This window comes from Mariniflexile sp. HNIBRBA6329 (genome assembly GCF_043558645.1).
Classification (GTDB): domain Bacteria; phylum Bacteroidota; class Bacteroidia; order Flavobacteriales; family Flavobacteriaceae; genus Mariniflexile.
This window is the reverse complement of record NZ_JBIFXS010000002.1, coordinates 378,297-399,198: the sequence shown is the minus strand read 5'-3', so window position 1 is coordinate 399,198 and position 20,902 is coordinate 378,297. Positions and strand designations below refer to the sequence as shown.

General features: G+C 34.7%; 12 protein-coding genes. 11 read left to right on the top strand and 1 reads right to left on the bottom strand.

Annotated features, from left to right (window positions below; all coding sequences use genetic code 11):
- Positions 1-17: 17 nt before the first annotated feature.
- From ACGK9U_RS04380 to ACGK9U_RS04330, 11 genes are read left to right on the top strand one after another with little or no spacing between them, the layout of a single operon-like run.
- Entirely contained in the window at positions 18-2,762 is a 2,745-nt protein-coding gene (locus ACGK9U_RS04380; RefSeq protein WP_394465142.1) for a T9SS type A sorting domain-containing protein, read from the top strand.
- Positions 2,763-2,779: 17 nt separating this feature from the next.
- A complete protein-coding gene (locus ACGK9U_RS04375; RefSeq protein WP_394465141.1) occupies positions 2,780-5,917 on the top strand; it encodes a DUF6298 domain-containing protein in 3,138 nt (1,045 codons plus the stop codon).
- Positions 5,918-5,933: 16 nt separating this feature from the next.
- The gene (locus tag ACGK9U_RS04370; RefSeq protein ID WP_394465140.1) at positions 5,934-8,483 is read left to right on the top strand and encodes a hypothetical protein; all 2,550 of its coding nucleotides are present in this window, start codon (positions 5,934-5,936) and stop codon (positions 8,481-8,483) included.
- Positions 8,484-8,507: 24 nt separating this feature from the next.
- Positions 8,508-10,049: a family 43 glycosylhydrolase gene (locus ACGK9U_RS04365; protein WP_394465139.1), complete on the top strand. Its 1,542-nt coding sequence runs from the start codon at positions 8,508-8,510 to the stop codon at positions 10,047-10,049.
- A gap of 14 nt (positions 10,050-10,063) precedes the next feature.
- Positions 10,064-11,269 carry a pectate lyase gene (gene pelA / locus ACGK9U_RS04360; RefSeq protein WP_394465138.1) on the top strand — a complete coding sequence of 402 codons (1,206 nt, stop codon included), beginning with the start codon at positions 10,064-10,066 and terminating at the stop codon, positions 11,267-11,269.
- Positions 11,270-12,643 carry a trehalase family glycosidase gene (locus ACGK9U_RS04355; RefSeq protein WP_394465137.1) on the top strand — a complete coding sequence of 458 codons (1,374 nt, stop codon included), beginning with the start codon at positions 11,270-11,272 and terminating at the stop codon, positions 12,641-12,643.
- A 12-nt stretch (positions 12,644-12,655) separates the two neighbouring features.
- Positions 12,656-13,426, top strand: a complete 771-nt coding sequence (locus ACGK9U_RS04350; protein ID WP_394465136.1) for a cupin domain-containing protein — start codon at positions 12,656-12,658, stop codon at positions 13,424-13,426.
- A gap of 38 nt (positions 13,427-13,464) precedes the next feature.
- Complete coding sequence (locus ACGK9U_RS04345; RefSeq protein WP_394465135.1) at positions 13,465-15,228, top strand: hypothetical protein; 1,764 nt, start codon at positions 13,465-13,467, stop codon at positions 15,226-15,228.
- A 27-nt stretch (positions 15,229-15,255) separates the two neighbouring features.
- Positions 15,256-17,280 (top strand): pectate lyase, encoded by a 2,025-nt coding sequence (pelA, locus tag ACGK9U_RS04340; RefSeq protein ID WP_394465134.1) that lies wholly within the window; start codon positions 15,256-15,258, stop codon positions 17,278-17,280.
- 5 nt (positions 17,281-17,285) lie between these two features.
- The gene (locus ACGK9U_RS04335; protein ID WP_394465133.1) at positions 17,286-18,029 is read left to right on the top strand and encodes a rhamnogalacturonan acetylesterase; all 744 of its coding nucleotides are present in this window, start codon (positions 17,286-17,288) and stop codon (positions 18,027-18,029) included.
- The gene (locus tag ACGK9U_RS04330) at positions 18,029-19,378 is read left to right on the top strand and encodes a glycoside hydrolase family 28 protein (protein ID WP_394465132.1); all 1,350 of its coding nucleotides are present in this window, start codon (positions 18,029-18,031) and stop codon (positions 19,376-19,378) included. The genes ACGK9U_RS04335 and ACGK9U_RS04330 overlap by 1 nt, the downstream gene beginning before the upstream one ends.
- 9 nt (positions 19,379-19,387) lie before the next feature.
- Here ACGK9U_RS04330 and ACGK9U_RS04325 read toward each other — a convergent pair whose 3' ends face one another.
- On the bottom strand, positions 19,388-20,899 hold the full coding sequence (locus ACGK9U_RS04325; RefSeq protein WP_394465131.1) for an alpha-L-fucosidase: 1,512 nt from the start codon (positions 20,897-20,899) through the stop codon (positions 19,388-19,390).
- Between the last annotated feature and the right edge of the window lie 3 nt (positions 20,900-20,902).

Below are 20,902 nucleotides of genomic sequence, written 5' to 3'. Positions count from 1 at the left end.
ATTATAAAATTAAACTAATGTTCATTCTGTTTTTAGCTTCCTTTTTGGGCGTTTTTGCTCAAAATCCTATAGTTAAAATAGATTTTGATATGGCTAATCAACCATTGAATCAAGTAAATGATCCCAATTATACCTCGTGGGTTGTGCCAAGTGGAAATTCTGCAAATAAAACGGTAAACAATATAACGTTTACAGTTACCAAAAGAGGAAGTTTTGGTACAGAATTAGGAACCAATTGGTATAAAGCGGGAATACAAAGTCCTAATTTTGCATATTTATTAAGTGATGGTGTTACTGTGAAAGGTGGAACCGCTAATAGTGGTGGACAAATAGAACTTCGTATTAGTGGTCTAGAAACAGGAAATCATACACTCTTGGCTTTTTTAAATGCTACTGATAGCGAAAGTATTACTTACAGCCCTATTGATATTTCTGTAAATGGTAATTTAGTAGAAGACAATGTGATACCCTCGGTTAGGGCATTAACACCGGCCACAGCGAAATCGGTTTATTTAAATTTTCAGGCTACAACAGGTAATGATGTGGTTATTTTATTTGCAGCAGAGACTTCAGGGAGTGAAACTCAAAAAAACGTTATGTTCAACGGTTTTGAATTAAATACACCTAACATCTTTAATCAAGCAACAGATCCAATTCCTGCTCATGACGATGAGCATGTAGAATTATCATCTAATAATGTTTTGTTACAATGGACACCTGCTGACAATGCTGTGTCACAAAATATTTATTTTGGAACTAGTTTAGCTGTTGTTGATGTGGCAGACACGTCTTCTTCAGAATATAAAGGAAATCAGGATAACTCAACAAATAGTTATCAAGTAAGTGGATTATACACAGGAGATACTTATTATTGGAGAGTAGACCAAGTAACTTCTGGTGGTGAAATCACAAAAGGCAATGTATGGCGTTTTCGTCCAGGACAATTAGCATTTCCAGGAGCCGAAGGTTATGGACGTTTTGCTAGAGGTGGTCGTGGTGGTAAAGTAGTGGTTGTAACCAATTTAAACGATAGTGGTCCAGGTAGTTTGCGTGAAGCAGTCACTAATAATATTGGCCCAAGAACCATTGTGTTTAATGTATCTGGTTTAATAGAGCTTTACTCACGATTGGTTTCCAACCAACCTTATATTACTATTGCAGGTCAAACTGCACCTGGTAAAGGTATTACAATAAAAGGAAGTTCTTTAGGTCTGGGAAGTAACGATAATATTATTCAAAATGTTAGGGTTCGATTAGGATATAATTGGAATGAAGATATGGGAGGTATGGGATTGAAAGGCGACCATAACATTATAGACCATTGTTCAATTAGTTGGACTGTGGATGAAAGTATTAGTTCTCGTGATGCTGGAAACGTAACGTTTCAGCACTCATTAATTTCAGAAGCTTTAAACGCTGCAGATCATCAAAATTACCCTTCAGGAACAGAACATGGTTATGCCGCTTCCATTGGTGGTGGGGTAGGCAGCTTTCATCATAATTTATTAGCACACAATTACGGACGAAATTGGAGTTTAGCAGGTGGATTAGATGGTGGAGGGTTTTATAAAGGGTTCTTAGATATCACCAATAATGTGGTCTATAACTGGGGGTCGAGAACTACCGATGGCGGCGCCAAAGAGGTTAACTTTGTAGGTAACTATTATAAACCTGGTCCAGGTATGCAATTGCAACGGTATGCTTTTACAATGGACCATGAAAATGTAGGTATGGGCATGCAACGTGCCTTTTTTGATGGTAACGTTATGCCAGGCTTTTTCGATGAAACCAACCAAGAATACGGAAGAAGAGCAAGATATTCCAATGGCGCGACCAACACCTATGAAACATTTGTAGATGCACCTTTTTTCCCGTCATATGTAACAACCCAATCTGCAAGAGAAGCATATAAAAGTGTATTGTCAGATGTAGGTTGTAATCAACCAACTTTAGATGACCATGATAAAAGAATGATTAATGAAACCCTGTCAGGAACGTATTCTGTAACAGGAAGTGTCACTGGTAAAAAAGGGTTTCCAGATCGTGAAGCTGATTCTGGAGGGTATGAAAATTATCCATTCATAACAAGACCTGCTGATTGGGATTCAGATAATGACGGCTTGCCAAATTGGTATGAAACCATCATAGGAACTAATATTAATTCACCTGCTGGAGATTTTTCAGATGCAAATGCTGATAATAATATGGATGGATACACCAATTTAGATTATTATTTACAATGGATGTCTTTACCTCATTATAGCACTGCATCAGGAGCAAAAATTGATGTCAACATTCAACAATTATCTAGAGGTTTTACAAGTGGAGTTTCTTATTCCATATCTGATGTTGTGAATGGAACAACTAATTTAGTTGGGAATATTGTAGAATTCACACCAACCGCAACTGGTTTAGGCTCTTTTAAATTTACAGTTACAGATTCTGCAGGAGATAGTATGACACGCACAGTAAATATTTTAAATGGATACGATTTAACCCTTTCTGTTGAAAAGAAAAACCTTGCCGAAATTAAAGTTTGGCCAATTCCAAACAAGGGGTCATTTTCTATCAAAATGAAAAACAATAGTGTTAAATCTGAATTTAAGATATTCGATATCCTAGGTAAGGAAGTAAAAAAAGGAACAATTGAAGCAGGTAGTACAGAAAACATAACTTTAAATGCCCGAGGTGTTTTTATTTTAAAAGTATTTGAATCTAGTTCAAAGCAAGTTTTGCATACTCAAAAACTAATTATAGAATAAATTAAAGATAATAAAACATGAAATTAAGATGGGTAAACAAAATACGGATCTATATAATATTGATAGTATTTGTTTGCCCATCTATTGCTTTTATACATTTTAAGACCACTCCAGATTCACCTATTCACATAACAGAAGACCGTAAATTAGAATACAAGATTCAACCCAACGGCGATAGGGTACCCGATTATTCATATTGTGGGTATATGGCATCAGAAATCCAACTGCCTAATGTTCCAGTAAAACTTGTTATTGAGGCAACAGAAACAGATGCTACGTTGTTAATTCAATCGGCAATCGATTTTGTGTCTAGCTTACCTATAGATAAGAATGGGTTTCGAGGAACCGTTCTTTTAAAAGAGGGAACTTATAAAATAAGAGGTAGTTTAAATATTTCTGCAAGTGGTGTTGTGCTGAGAGGAATTAGTAATAAAAACACGGTGCTTTTGGCTACCGGAACCAATCGCGAAACCCTAATTCGAGTGGCTGGTAAAAACAATCGGACTTTGGGAGAACCTAATCCATTGGAAGAAAAATATTTCCCGGTAAATACCACAACATTAACTTTTTCTAAAAGTCATTCCTTTAAAATCGGAGATAAAGTTCTTATAAAAAGACCATCAACAAAAGAGTGGATAGAAAGTATAGGCGCCGATAAAATAGGTATTTATGTAGATTACACACTTACTAAATGGGAACCTGGTGATTTTGATATGAATTGGGATCGTACCATTATTGCGGTCTCACCAAATTCTATAACAATTGATGCGCCTTTAACTAATGGTATTGATCCAAAATATGGTGGTGGAACGGTTACAGGATATCATTGGGATGGGCGAATAAATAATGTAGGTATTGAAAACTTACGTTGTATTTCAACTTATGATGATTCAAATTTGAAAGACGAAAATCACCGTTGGATGGCAATTACCATTGAAAATGTTCAAGATTCTTGGGTACGCCGCATAGAAGCAGAAAACTTTGTGAGTTCTACAGTAGCTGTTTGGGAAACTGCAAAGCGCATCACGGTTGAAGATTGTAAATCACTAAATCCAGTTGGTGAAATCGGTAATTATCGCCGCTATTCATTTCAAACGTTAGGGCAACAGGTACTATTTCAACGTTGTTATGCTGAATATGGGTATCATGCATTTTCTGTTGGGTTTACTACACCCGGACCAAATGCCTTTGTACAGTGTTATTCCTATATGCCATATAATTTTAGTGGCGCTATTGGAGGCTGGTCCAGCGGAATTTTATTTGATAAAATGACCGTTGATGGCGGTAATATTAGCTTTGATTATCGTGATGTTGATGGTCAAGGTGGCGGTTGGAGTGCTGCAAATTCATTTTGTTGGCAAGGTAGAGCTGCGAAAATTCATCTATCAAAACCTCCTGAAGCACAGAATTGGGCTTACGGTAGTTGGGCGCAAGGTTATGGAAATGGACATCATGAACTACAACATACTTTTATAAAACCAGAGAGTCTTTTTTATGCACAGCTGGAAGCACGTACTGGAAAAAAATCAGTTGAAGAAGATAAAATATTGATTTATGAATCTAGTAGTACTACAGCACCATTAACAGAATTAACGGCGAAATATAGTGAACGTTCAAAAACACCAGATATAACCATGGATGTTTGGATAGATCAAATGGTTGAAAAGTATCCAATCCATTCAGATGTTTCTAATGTGAAAAATTGGGGTAAAAACGATATTCCAAAGATTAAGAAAGCTGTTCATAAAGTAGAAGCGATACATCTTCTAAATGGAAAAATCGTACAGTGTGATAGAATAATTTCAGGAGGAAGAGACCGTACATCTATGTGGCGAGGGTCAACTAGACCTTCAGAATTAAAAAGACCGGCATCCAACTTAGTTCGATTTGTGCCAGGGCGCGTAGGGCGTGGGTTAACAGATGACTTAGATACTCTGGTTAGTGATATGCTTCAAAAAAATGTATCTGTCATGCAAAGCTTTCCAGCGCTTTGGTATGAAAGGAGGCGCGATGATCATGCTAGAACCCGACGTGCAGATGCCGATGTTTGGGCACCTTTTTACGAACAACCATTTAGTAGAAGCGGTCAGGGAGAAGCGTTTGATAGATTAAGCAAATACGATTTAACCAAATGGAATACATGGTATTGGCTTAGATTAAAACAATTTTCGGATTTAGCTGATAAAAACGATTTGTTATTTATTCAAGAACATTATTTGCAGCATAATATTATAGAAGAAGGTGCACATTGGGCTGATTATCCATGGCGAACTGCGAATAACATTAATAATACCGAATTCGCTGAAAACCCACCTTATGCAGGAGATAAGCGTATTTATATGGCTGAGGAATTTTATGACACTTCTAATGTGGTTCGGAAACAATTGCATCGGGATTACATTCGCAAAAGCCTTGAAAATTTTAGAGATAATAAAAATATTATTCATCATTTAGGATGGGAATACACTGGTCCTTTACATTTTGTTGAATTCTGGTTAGATGTCATTGCCGAATGGGAAACAGAAAACAATAAAGATGTATTGGTTATGCTGCCAGGCACAAAGGATGTACAAGATGCAATTTTATCAGATCCTAAAAGAGGTGCTTTAGTAGATATTATTGATGTTCTTCAGTGGAAGTACCGTGATGATACTACATTGTATGCGCCTCCTGGAGGTGTAAGTCTTGCTGCACGGCAATATGCACGCATTTTTAATCCTGGTGAAACATCATTCGGCCAAATTTATAGAGCAATAAATGAGTATAAAACCCAATATCCAAACAAGGCTGTTGTTTATTCTCAACGAGGTACACTTTCTAATTGGGCAACATTTATGGCTGGTGGCTCTTTAGCTTCTATGCCTAAAATTAATGATAAGCAGTTTTTTGAAGATGCTGTTACTATGGAAAGTAATATAACCAACTATTTAGGAAAGAAGCAGTATGAACTTGGAAAGGCGAAACTTGGTTATATCATTTTTAGTCAAAACGCTGAAATACATATTGATTTAAAAAACGATTCAAATTCATATAAGTTGGACTGGATTAATCCGGTGACAGGTGAATTGATTAAAACAAAAATACGCATAGAAAAAGAAGTTGTAAATTTAAAAGCACCGTTTGAAGGAGCTATTGTTGCTTGGATTCATAAGTAAAACTAAATAAAAAAATATGTTCTTAAAACCAGTATCTATAGTTTTATTGATAGTCTATTTGCTTTTTCAATGTGGGCTATCACCTGCTTTCGGTCAACAAAAAAAGGGTGATTTGTATAAGAATTTGGAATTCAATGGTAGCTATATAATCTATAAAGGCAAAAAAATAGCGCTAGGCCAAAAAGCATTTTTTATAGACGGGCAACTTTCAAATGAAGAAGTTTCAAAATACAAATATGTTTATAATTCTATAAATGAAGCCTCAAAACATGTAACCAATGGTACTGAGGCTTCACCTATGGTGTTATACATTGCGCCTTGGGTATATTGGGTTGATAATCCAGATGATCCCGAAGTTCGATTGCCAAAAGAAAATAGTAACACGCCATTTGGACTAGAGATTTCTTGCGAATGGTTGAGATTTCAAGGTTTAACTGATAATCCCGAAGCTGTTATTATAGCCAGTAATCGTGGTCAAACCATAGGTGCTAAAGGTAATTTTACCATGTTAAATATTAAAGGCGATGGCTTATCTACTGAAAATTTAACCTTTGGTAATTATTGCAATATCGATTTGGTTTATCCGCTTAACCCTCAATTAAATCGAGAAAAACGTGGTTCTGCCATCGTACAGGCACAACTCATTTTTTCAAATGGCGATAAAGTTGTAGCACGTAACACACGGTTTGTAAGCCGATTAAATTTAGGGCCTTTTTGGGGCAGTAAACGTACGCTTTTTGAAAACTGCCATTTTGAAATGACGGATGATGCACTAAACGGAAGTGCCGTTTATCTTAATAGTACTTTAGATTTTTATTCGTCTAAACCATTTTACCGAACCGATGGTACAGGTTCTGTGTTTTTAAATTGTGATATTCAAGTATATACCAGAGGAAGTCAGTATTTTGAAAAAGCTAATGGACCAATTACAGTTGTAGATACACGATTTTTTGCTAAAGAGCTAAGTTATATTGGTTGGCGTGATATTCCTGACAAAGAAGCTCGTTATTACCAAAGTAATGTTACTTTAAACAATAGCCCCGTGTTTATTGGTAAGCATGATGCTTTTGCAACGGTTGATATAACAAGAAAAGAAGTTCTAAATGCGTATCGTTTCAAACACAACAATAAAGTAGTTTACAATACATATAATTTACTTAGAGGCAACGACGATTGGGATCCGATGGGAATTAAGCCTATTGTAAAAAGTGCAGAACAAGAATCTGGGAATAGCTATTCGAATGTTCCTACACAATTAATTATTAATCCAACCCAACAAACTTTAGAAACAGGAAAAGATAGCTTACTTTTAGAAGCAACAGTCAAGTGCTTTGGAAATTTTAAATTTGAAGGAGAAAAAATATATTGGGACATTGCTTCCGAATACAAATCATTAGTACAGTTAAAAGTTAAAGAAAATGGAACCTGTTTGGTAATTCCAACAAACAGTGACAATGAAACCAAAGAGGTTATTGTTACGGCGCACACAGCTTCGGGGTTAGAATCTGCCAGTGTATTGTATATTGCACCTTCATTTATCAATCCGCCATTATTTACAAAACTTCCTCAAATAAGCAAAAGTAATAATGAACTTCATTTAGATTATGCTTTAGATATGTCTTTTGATGATCAGTCTTTAGTTACTTGGTACCGTTGTAACGATATAAAAGGAAATCAGCCTATTGAAATAGCCGTTTCCAGATTCAATAAACCTTTAAAAACCTACGAGTTATCAGTAGGTGATATTGGTTATTACATTATGGCAAGCGTATCGCCTAAACATGTACGTTGCGATGCAGGATTAGCTAAAACCACAGTTCTAACGAAAGTAATTTCAACAAAAGATATAAAGAAATTAGCCAATGTTTTAATTCCTAATTTGGAAAACATGTCGACTAAATATCAACCTAAAATACTACCTGGTTTTTGGTCACTTGATAGTTATGCGCCTTTGGATACACAAGAGTTTAATTGGGAAAGTGATAACAGACGCGACCCTTGGTATTACGGTGAAGGCATCAATGGGGCAGCTAATAATTTGGGTTTTGTACAAAACACAAAGGGTGCTCGTATGCGATACACACCTGTAGGGAAAGTGTTTGGTGATATGAAAATTAGTTTCGTTGCTGTGCCTTCCAAAACGGCTGGTCAAGGTTTTAGCAGCGCCAGAGCACAATATATGGATGTTGGTGTAAAAATGGATATTGAACACATGAACGGGTACGCCCTGCGCTTGATTAGAACCACCAAGTATAGCGATGCTATCGATTTTGTTTTAATGAAATATGAAAACGGAATGGCCACTCCTATTAGTGAGCCTATTTCTGCATCCTGTTACCGACCCAATTGTAAAATTACAGTTGAGATAAAAAATAATAAATTCATAGTTCATGCTGAAAATTCAGAAGACTATTATACACAACATAATAGTTCTGAAGTTGTAAAAGTTGTTGATATGCAAACCGAAATTACACCTAACAACTATGGCGGTTTAAGTTTTCAACATACAGGAACTGTGGGAAGTGGAGCCACTTTAATAAAAGATTTAAAAATTGAATGGTTTTAGTTCCTTTCATCAAACATTAAAAACATGATTAAAACAAAATTAAGTTCAAAAATATTTTTCATAGGGATGCTTTTATCAGGAATAGCATTGGTTAATTGTAAAGATGAAAAAGAACTACAACCCCAAGAAGCAAAAGAAGAGTCAACATATTCAAATCCCATTTTAGGAGGTGATTATCCAGACCCATCCATAGTGCGTGTGGGTAGTGATTATTATATGACACATTCATCATTTAATTATTATCCAGGATTGATTATTTTGCATTCTACCGATTTAATTCATTGGGAACGCATTTCGCATGCATTAACCCAAAATGTGGGTTCAGTTTGGGCTCCCGATTTGGTTTTTGTTAATGGTAAATATTATATCTATTTTCCAGCAGGAGGAACAAATTGGGTGGTTTATGCCGATTCACCAAATGGCACTTGGAGTGAACCAATCGATTTAAAGTTAAGTGGGTTTATCGATCCTGGACATGTGGTAGATGGCGAAGGAAATAGGTATTTGTATCTTTCAAAAGGTTTTGTAGTTAAATTAACCGATGATGGACTTGCCACAGCAGAAGAACCTGTTTTTAACTACGAAGGTTGGCAATTCCCTAAAGAATGGAGCACCGAATGTTTTTGTTTAGAATCACCTAAATCAACAGTAAAAGATGGCTATTATCATTTAATAACCGCAGAAGGTGGAACTGCTGGTCCAGCTACGGCACATATGGTAGTTTCGGCGCGTTCAAAATCGCCTTACGGTCCTTTTGAAAATTCACCTTATAATCCAATTGTTCATACTAAAAATAGAGGTGAACGTTGGTGGAATCAAGGTCATGGTACATTGGTTGATGATATAAACGGTAATTGGTGGATTATGTACCATGGTTACGAAAAGAACTTTCAAACATTAGGAAGGCAAACACTTATGCTACCAATTGAATGGACAGAAGATGGTTGGTTTAGAGTACCGGAAGGTATTAATGCATCCGATAAAATTAGTGTTCCAGATTTAAAAGTGTCTAGTGCATCTCATAGTCTTAATGATAATTTTGATAATGCACAGTTGAATCTTCAATGGCAATTTTATAAAGATTACAACCCAGAAAGAACTAAATTTAAAAATGGCACTTTAGTGTTTAAAGCTGAAGGAAAATCGTTTGCAGATAGTTCGCCACTTCTTGTTAATAGTTCAGATAGAAAGTACGAAGTTCAGGTAGAATATATTTTAGAAGGCAATGTTGAGGTTGGCCTGTGTTTATATTACAACGAAGTAGCCAACATGCATATTTCTGTAACCAAAGAAAAGTTCAGTGTATATAACCGCCAAAAGCGAAAAATTAGTGAACCAAATAATTTTGGCAAACATGGATACCTTCGTATTTTAAATGATGAAAACGAAGTTAGTTTTTATTACAGTGCAGATGGAGAAAGTTGGACTCGATTAGAAAGAAGCATTGAAGCGAGTGGATTCAATCATAATGTTTTTGGGGAATTTTTAAGCCTTCGTGCCGGTTTATTTGCCTTTGGAGAAGGTGAAGTGCAATTTGATAATTTTAGTTACAAAGCTTTAGATTAATTAAACCAAAACAAATGAAAATGTTTCAAAAACAAACAAAACACGGAAAGTTATTACTACTCATGTTTCTAATAGCATTTTCATATAGCTATTTAAATGCCCAATCTAAAACCAATAAAACAGCAAAAATTAGTACAAGACCTTTTGGAGATGGTGTTAGGCATTGGTACAATATTAAGGATAAAAATAATATTGTGGATCCTGTTCCGAACCAACCTAGATATGATGAGTCTGATTATACTAACATAGCAAATAACATGTTGATTTTTCAGCGAGATAATGGCGGTTGGCCAAAAAACTATGATATGCGCGCTATATTAACTTCAGAACAAATAAGTAAAGTGATAAATACAAAAAACATATTGCATACTACGTTTGATAATGCTACAACTTACACACATTTATACTATTTGGCGCAAGTTTATACAGCAACCAAAATTGAAAAGTATAAAGATGCTTTTTTAAAAGGAGTGGATTTTGTTTTGGATGCACAATACACCAATGGAGGTTGGCCACAGTATTATCCGTTGGAAAATAATTATAGCCGGTATATCACTTTTAATGATGGTGCATATATGGGTATTATGGGTTTGTTACAAAAGGTAATTGGCAACAATTCTAATTTTAGTTTTTTAGATGAAGTTGAAAAAGCAAAAGTAAGAAAAGCTTATAATAAGGGTTTGGAATGTATTTTAAACATGCAAATTATAAACCAAGGAAAACTTACAGCTTGGTGCCAACAGCATAATGAGGTCGATTTATCACCAGCATGGGCACGTGCTTTTGAGCCACCGAGTATTTGTAATGGTGAAAGCGCACCTATTGTTTTGTTTTTAATGAGTATTGATAATCCTAGTGAAAAAATAATAAAGGCTATTCAAAGTGCCATAAAATGGTTTGAAGATTCTAAAATTTACAATACCAAAATTGAAACGTTTGATATAGAGGCTTTTGAGTCAAAATTTAAAACGGTTAATCACGACCGACGTGTAGTAATTGATTCAACAGCTCCTCCAATATGGACGCGCTATTATGAATTAGGAACCAGTAAACCTTTGTTTTGCGACCGAAACAGCAAATATTTATATTCTATGGCAGAAGTTAGTGTCGAACGTCGTAATGGGTATGCGTGGTACACCTATGCGCCACAAGACGTATTAGAAAAATATAACGAATGGCAAATAAAATGGGCACCATCTAATAATGTTTTAAAACAGTAAATGAAACTGATTTATATGGAAAAAAAGGTGATAGTCATATTTGTTTTATTGATGTCTGCTTCAATTTATAGTCAAGGAAACGATACAATTTCGCATTACGCGTCCATTATTAAATCTTATGTTTATAAAGATTATAAAAAAATGTACCGACCAAGTAGTGGTTCATTGGTTTATTCTTTTTTAACGCCAGGAAGTAATCAGTATGATAATGTACTGTGGGATTGGGATTCTTGGTTAAGTAATATTGCACTTCGCCAAATTTTAACAGATATTGGTTCTGATAAAGATAAAAAGGAAGCTGTTAAATATGAACAGGGTTGCGTGCTTAATTTTCTTCATTATGGCGATTGGGATGGTTATTTGCCCATTGTAATTTGGGAAGATTCCAAACCGCGCGATATCATGCCGGAAAATATTTATAATGTTAATATGCATAAACCTGTTTTGGCTCAACATGCGGCATTTTTAACAAAAACCAATGGAGGCGATGCTGAGTGGCTTCGCGAAAAATTTTATCATTTACAGGCATTTGTAAACAATTATAAATCACATCACCGCAATAAAGCAACAGGCTTGTATTATTGGCAAAATGATGTAGCAATTGGAGTTGATAATGATCCCGCTACATTTTTCAGACCAGCAAAAAGTTCTGGTTCTATATATTTAAATTGCTTGATGTATAAAGAATTAAATGCGATGGTTTACTTAGCTAATCAACTAAATCAATCAGAAATAGGCAAGGAATTTGCAGAAGATGCTAAAACCTTAAAAGCAGCTATTCAAAAACATTGTTGGGATGAACGTGATGGATTTTTCTATAGCGTCGATTTGAATTTAACACCAGCTGTAAACCGATTGGATAGCACATTAGGAAAAGAGTTTATGATTCATAGTGGTTATCCTCGTGATTACGATTGTTTAATTCAACGCATTGAAGTTTGGTCTGGGTTTTTAGCTTTGTGGGCAGGTATAGCAACACCTGAACAAGCGGAGCGTGTTGTAAAAGAGCATTATGCAAATCCAAAAACATTCAATTCGCAATCAGGTGTACGTACGCTTTCAAAAATGGAAAAAATGTACAGTATGCGTGCTAGTGCAAATCCATCAAATTGGCGAGGTCCTATTTGGGGGATTTCAAATTACATGGTTTTTAAGGGGTTAAAGGATTATGGATTTACTGAAGAAGCTAAGGAGTTGGCGTCTAGAACTATTTGGCTTTTTGGAAAAGATTTTGAAAAAAATGGTGCCTTACACGAATATTACGAGCCAGAAACAGGCGAACCCCTTTTGAATAAAGGCTTTCAAAATTGGAATTATTTAGTTTTGAATATGATTGCTTGGATGGATGGCAAACAAGTTGTAGAAGAATTTTAATCAATATAAATTATGAAAACATTAATAATAAGCATTCTAATACTTTCTACTATAATAAGTAATGCACAATTAGAACCCGTAAAAGATGGCGTTTACATTTGGAATGAATTTACTGTAGAAAAAAGTGAAGACAGAGAGTCTAGAAAAATATTTGAAGGAGTATCTCCGCACTTTGAATATTTTGAAATGCATGCAACTACGCAGTATCCAGGAGCTAAGGCTAATAAACCAAATGCAAACGATGATATTGAAGAGTGTATTATCGTAAAGGAGGGACTTATGAAAGTAACTAATGAAGGAAAAAGTGAAATTATCGGAAAAGGAAGTGTTGTTTTATTCATGCCAAAGGAAATACATGCAATTGAAAATGTAGGCGACACGAACTTAACGTATTACATTATGAGCTATAAGTCTAAAAAACCAATAAATATTGAACGTGGACAAACAAATGGGGGCTCTACGGTTTATAATGCAGACGATTTAGAATTTAAACCAAGTGCTAGAGGAGGTGGAATAGCGTATTTTGATAGATCAACTTCTATGTGTGAACGTTTCGAAATGCACATTACACAATTAGATAAAAAAGGACCAAGCCATAACCCACACACGCATATTGAAACCGAAATAATCTTGTTAATATCTGGTAATGCAGAAATGATGATTGATGGTAAGACTTACAAAGGAACTGCGGGCGATTTATTTTTAGCAAACTCACAGTTATTGCATGGTATTAGTAATGCCGATGATGCTCCTTGCAAATATTTTGCATTCAAATGGAATTAATCTAAGTAATTACTAATGTTAAAAATATAGTTATGATTATGAAATTTTTATTTTCTATTGGTTTAGTTTTTATTGGATTAACTGTGAAATCTCAAAACCTTTCAGTAAATCAAAATGAAATACCAGAAATAAAGATTACATCGTCTATGTCTCCACCAGTTTGGGCATTGGAACAACGTAAACTTTTTGATTTGTATAATAAGGCTTGCAAGCTTTTTGCCGAAAAATATGTTGCAGAAAACGGTTATTTGAAAGTAGTTGAACGTTGGGGAGGCAATGATGGCCCTGATGATGCTATGGAAAATTTTGCACATTGGCCATTAGTCTATGCGTTGGGTGGTCCAGAATCTATATTAGAAATATACAAAAAGGCTTGGGAAGGCCATCTAATTCAATTTACAAAGGCAAAAGTGCCTAATATAGAAATGGCTAAAGAGGGCATATATTACAAGGAGTTTATAACATCTTTTGATTGGGAACACAATGGTGAAGGGCTTTCTGCATTCAATTTTTATGGTCTTGTAAATCCAAAAGACACGTTGTACCAAAAACGAGTAATTCGGTTTGCAGGGTTTTATATGAATGAAGATCCTGAAGCACAGAATTATGACACAAAACATAAAATTATTAGAAGTTTGCATAATGGTAGCCGAGGTCCAAAATTAACTTTTGCTTCAGAAACAGATTGGGGTGGAGAACCAGTTGAAGGTTTTCCAGAAAGACTAAATAGATATAGCACTGCAGGAAACATTAAAGGTGATCATCCGCTTAATTTAGTGTCTACAACACTTGCAATGAACGCATTTATGCTTACTGGTGATAAGAAATATAGTGATTGGTTACTAGAATATACAACTGCATGGTATGATAGAATTATTGGGAATAATGGCAACATACCCACAAATATTGGGCTTGATGGAACAATTGGTGGCGAATGGGATGGAAAATGGTATGGCGGTACTTTTGGTTGGAATTTTTGGCCAGAAAGTAATGTGAGAAATTATTTTATTCGAGGGCCACGTATTGCTTTAGGTAGTGCTTTTTTGTTAACGAATAACAAAAAATTTATAACGCCTTTAAGATTACAAATGCAAAATTTATATGCTGCAAAAAAAATGCAAGGTTCAACAATTTTGCTTCCTAATAAATATGGGGAAAATGGCTGGTATGGTTATATGCCAGAAAGACGTTTTGATGTGCTTCGAGATATTTATTTATGGAGTATGGATCCTACCGATCTTCAACATTTAAATAAAGATGCATGGATTTCTTTTTTATTGGGAAATAATCCAAATTATCCTGAACAAGCATTAAAAAAGGAACAAGATTTTATTGTTAGATGTATTGAAAGAATGAATAAAGATACTAGTAAGGATGAAATTAGACAAACTGATGAGCCTCAAAAAGTGAATCCAGTAAAAGCAGGAACTTTGGTAGAGTTAACAACAGGCGGTAATGACCCAGGTATAGCGGGGAATATACTTCATTCGAGAGTTAGATACTTTAATCCTGTTCTTAAAAGAGCGGGTTTACCTGATCATGTTGCTGCGTTAGTTGAAAAAATTACACCCGAAGGTATTGAATTAACACTGGTAAATACTAATCAAACCCAATCACGTAAAGTGATTCTTCAATCAGGAGCTTATGGGGAACATGATTTTACGGAAGTAATTATAGATGGTAAAAGTGTAGCTTTAAATGGTAATAAGTTACTGGTTGTTTTAAAAAAGGGGGCAGGAAGTAAAATTATATTGAAAATGGATTTATATAAAAACAGCCCGACTTTGGTATTACCATGGTAATTAATAATTATTTTAAATTTGACAAACATGAATTTTTTTAAGCATATTATAATCGCAATCGCTATTATTAATTTAACAAGTAATAATATTCAAGCACAAGTCCGAGAGAAATCGTGGCGTAGCATAATTTATAACCAAGATACTACTTGGTTTGCGACACAAGAAGCAAAAGCTATTGCCGAAAACGTATTGCTGTATCAACGAAATATTGGTGGTTGGCCAAAGAATATCCAAATGCAGAAACCACTAACTGCTCAAGAAAAACTACAACTAGAAAAATTAAAAGCGAGTACGGAAGATGTAACTACCGATAATGGTGCTACTACCCAAGAAATGCTTTTTCTATCGAAAATGTATAAAGCAACATCCAATGAAGCATATAAAAATGCATTTCTTTTAGGCTTAAATTATATTTTAGAAGCTCAATACGATTCAGGTGGATGGCCACAGTTTTACCCGTTAAAAAAGGGCTATTACACACACATAACATACAATGATGATTCTATGGTTAATATTTTAAATCTGTTAAAAGATTTGAAAGATAATACAGGCAAATATGCTGTGAATCCATCAAATGAAACTATAAAAAAAATAGAAATTGCATTCTCAAAAGGTATCGATTGCATTTTAAAAACACAATACAAACAAAATGGCGTGTTAACTGTTTGGTGTGCACAACATGACGAGGTTACTCTAGAACCCGCCAAAGCTAGAGCTTACGAGTTGCCTTCGTTAAGCGGAAGTGAATCTGCTGGTATTGTTTTATTATTAATGGATTTAGAAAAACCTTCCGAAGCTATAAAAACAGCCATAAACAGTGCCGTTGCTTGGTTTGAGAAAGTTAAACTAACTGGCATAAAACAAGTTTGGGAATTAGATGAACAAACTAAAAAACGAAATAAAGTAATTGTAAAAGATGAAAATGCAAATCCACTTTGGGCACGTTTTATGGAATTGGAAAATAATACACCATTTTTCTGTGATCGCGATGGTGTAAAAAAATATGCTTTAAATGAAATTGGCTACGAGCGTAGAAATGGCTACGGTTGGTACACCGAAAACCCAAGTAAAGTTTTAGAACGTTACCCAAAATGGAAAGCCAAATATGACGTGGCTGTTAAAGAAAAAAAATCGCCAAAAGATGAATACAACATGGTTGTAGCCAAAGATGGTAGCGGCGATTTTACTACCATACAAGAAGCCATATATGCTGCCAAATCATTTCCTTATCAGCGTGTGATTATCAATATAAAGAATGGCGTTTATAACGAAAAAGTGCATGTGTATTCATGGAACACTTATGTGTCATTAATTGGTGAAAGCAAAGAAAATACTATCATTACGTTTGATGATTATTTTGATAAAATCAATTTAGGTAGAAATAGCACCTTTCATACATCAACGGTTTTGGTTGAAGGTGATGATTTTATAGCAAAAAATTTAACCATAAAAAACACAGCAGGTGCTGTCGGGCAAGCTGTAGCTTTATCAGTAAACGCAAACCGTTGTTATTTTGAAAACTGTACTTTTCTGGGAAATCAAGATACCGTTTACACTGCAGGAGAAGGGTTTAAACAATACTTTAAAAATTGTTACATAGAAGGAACAACCGATTTTATTTTTGGTGAAGCCACCGTACTTTTTGAGTCGTGTATTATTCACAATAAATCAAATTCATACATCACGGCAGCTTCAACACCTAAAGGTCAACAATTTGGTTATGTGTTTAAAAACTGTAAGTTAACAGCCGATGAAAATGTAGATGAAGCATATTTAGGCAGGCCATGGCGTTTATATGCAAAAACGGTATTTATAAATTGTGAGATGGGTAAACATATAAAACCAGAGGGTTGGCATAATTGGTCTAAAAAAGAGGCTGAAAATTCAACGTTTTATGCTGAATATAACTGCATTGGTGAAGGTTACAAACCAGAGAAAAGGGTAAAGTGGTCGCATCAACTTAAAAAACGAGAAGCAAATAAATATACTGAAGAGCATATTCTTCAATCAAATTCAAACAATTCTAAAATAAAATGGTATCAAAATTTATAATGACGATGAAAAATTTAATAAAAGTCAATCTAATAGTTTTATTATTTATTGCCACTAGTTGTATGGCACAACAAACAACTATTTATATGATTGGTGATTCTACTATGGCAAATAAAAAAGATCCGGAAACAAATCCAGAACATGGTTGGGGTCAAGTTTTACAACAATATTTAAAAGAAAATGCTGTAGTAGATAATCGAGCTGTAAATGGAAGAAGTAGCAGAAGTTTTATTGGTGAAGGACGTTGGGATTCGATACTTAAAACCTTAAAAAAAGGTGATTACGTTTTTATTCAATTTGGGCATAACGACCAAAAGTTTAAATCCCCAGATCGCTATACAAATCCGCATGTAACCTATCGACATAACTTAATTAAGTTTGTTGAGGAAACCAAGGCCAAAGGGGCGACACCTGTTTTGTTTTCATCTATTGTGAGACGAAATTTTAATGAACATGGCACTTTAATCGATACCCACGGCGAATATCCGGTAGAAACCCGTTTGGTAGCTTTAGAGTATCATGTGCCTTTTATAGACTTACAATATTTTACCGAGCATTTAGAGGAATCGTATGGCGTTGAAGGCTCTAAAAAATTGCATTTACATTTCGAACCAGGCGAAGAACCATTTTATAAAGAGGGTAAGCATGACGATACGCATTTATCGAAATTAGGTGCTAATGAAATAGCTAAATTGGCAGTAGCCGAATTAAAAAACAAAGTATCAACTTTAACTGAATACATCAAATAATGAAAAGCCTTTATATAATTGCATTGGTTTTATGTTTTCAAAATATACAATCACAAAGTGTGTTCAATAAGGACTCTATTATTAGAACTATTGAAAGCAGAATAAGTTTACCAACAATTCCAGATTACACTATTAATGTTACTAAACAAGGAGCAAAAGGAGATGGTATCAAAAACTGTAAATCAGCTTTTGATAAAGCGATGAAAGCTTGTTTAAAACAGAAAGGAGGTACTATCATTGTTCCAAAAGGGATTTATAAAGTAGATGGCCCCATTCATTTTGTAAGTCATGTAAATTTACATTTAGAAGAAGGTGCTAAAATAGTTTTTGGTTCCAACCCTAAAGATTATCCGCTAGTTTTAACCAGTTGGGAAGGTACAGCATTGTATAATTATAGCCCTATGATTTATGGTTTTAATGTAGAAGATGTCGCTATAACGGGCAAAGGAACTATTGATGGAGAAGGCAATGGATTGTGGTCCACTTGGAAGGTTTTGGAGGAAAAAGGGAAACTTTTAAGTAGAGAAATGAACCATAATCAAACACCTGTTAAGGAACGGGTTTTTGGTGATGGTTTTTATTTGCGACCACAACTTGTGCAGTTTGTGAATTCTAAAAATATTCTTATTGAAGATGTTAAAATTGAAGATTCCCCTTTTTGGTGTGTTCATCTTTTGAAAAGTAAAAGTATTACGTTGCGAGGTTTAAAATATGATGCCCATAATAAAAATAACGATGGACTGGATATAGAACAATCAAGTGATGTTCTAATTGAAAATATCGACTTTAATAATGCTGATGATAATATTGCCATAAAAGCAGGAAGGGACGATGATGGAAGAAACTCAAATATACCTTCTGAAAATATTTTAATAAGAAACTGTAGATTTAAAGGTTTACATGCCTTGGTAATAGGCAGTGAAATGTCTGCTGGAGTTAAAAACGTATTTGCTTATAACAGTGAAGCAAGTGGGTATTTGAAGCGAGGCATTTATATTAAAACGAATTCTGATAGAGGTGGTTATATAAAAAACATTTATGCAGATAATATTGCTTTTGGAGATGTTGAAGACGCCATTTATATGACCTCAAATTATCACGGAGAGGGCGGTGGCTTGCATCCTTCCAAAATATCGGATATTTCATTGTCCAATATCAGTTTTGAGACTGTTTCCAATACCGCAATTGTAATTGAAGGGTATCCAAATTTCAAAGTAGAAAATGTTAGCTTAAAAAATATTACTATTAAATCTGCTAAAAATGGATTGACTTTAACCAATACCAAAAACGTGATATTTGACGAAGTCGTTATTGGAGATAAACAAGGCGTGCCTAGTGCGGTTAAATAGCATTTAAATCTATAAATAAGTTTCAATTTTTACTACAAAAGCATTGCTGTTAATTTCTTCATTGGGAGTTTTAAAAACCAAACCAGTAGTGTCTTGAGAAAATTCAATATTACCATTATACCCTAAAATAGCTATGTTTTTTACTTTAGGTACTTCCTTGTTTAGTATATCTTTTGTAAAAGCATTTAATTTAACTTCAACATTATTACCAGGCCAGCCTAACACAATCGCATAAATAACATTTCCTTTTTTAGTGTAACGAACATCTTGTGGTGTATAAGTTATTTTATCTAAAAACATACCCGATTTTTCTTGTTTTGTAGGGCCTTCACCAAAAACAATCCATGGTCTGGAGCTGTAAATGGCTTCGCCATTAACTTTTAACCAATTACCAATTTCTAATAAAATATCTTGTTGATTTTGAGGAATAATACCGTTAGCCATTGGCGAAACATTAAGCATTAAAGCACCATTTTTACTAACAACATCGGCTAAAACATGAATAATTTCGTTGGTTTTTTTTAAACCTAAAGTATTGGTATAACTCCAACTACCAACCGAAACGGTTTCGTCTGTTAACCAAAAATCTTGTGTAATTTTGTTCATACGGCCTTTTTCAAAATCTTCTAAACTAACCGATTTAGGAAATTCACCCTCTTTATGAGTAAATGAAACTTGTTTGTTTTTCGAAAGGGCATCATTAAAATAATAGGCAGCAAATTCCTTCTTGTAAGATTCGGGTATTTTTTGTGTTTGACTATCAAAATAAATTAAATCTGGGCTGTAATTGTCGATCACTTCTTTTAGTTGCCCCAACCAATCGTTATAAAATTTTTCTTTTGAAATGTTGCCATACATTTTTGCTAAAAGCGGATCTTCGGAAGACGTTGGCATTTTGGGGTTATATGGAAAATAAGAGGTGTCATTCAACCATTTTTCGGGTTGTTCTTTAAATATTTGAAGGTTTCTCGCCATATGAAACGAGGCAACTAATTTCATATTTTTTTTATGAATGGCCTCACTTAATTCGCCATAAACATCACGCTTAGGCCCCATATCTAGGGTATTCCACGGATTAATTTTACTAGCCCAGTTAGACCAGCCATCATGATGTTCTGCCACCAAACCAGCAAATTTGGCTCCCGATTTCTCAAATAAATCGGCCCAGGCATTGGCGTCGAATTTTTCAGCTTTAAAAAGAGGTACAAAATCATGATATCCAAATTGCGATGGTTCGCCATAAGTTTCTGCATGGTGTTTATATTCATCGCTGCCTTCAATGTGCATATTCCTAGCATACCAGTCGTTGGCATATGCAGGAACAGACATAACACCCCAATGTGCATAAATACCAAATTTGGCATCTTTAAACCATTCAGCTGCCTCATCATATTTCGATAAAGATTCCCAATTAGCCTCATATTTAGCAGGTGCTTCTACTTTGGTTTGTTTTTTAGTATCTACACAACCAGTAAAACAAAAGGTCGAAATTATAGTTAGTAATAAAATAATTTTTTTCATGAT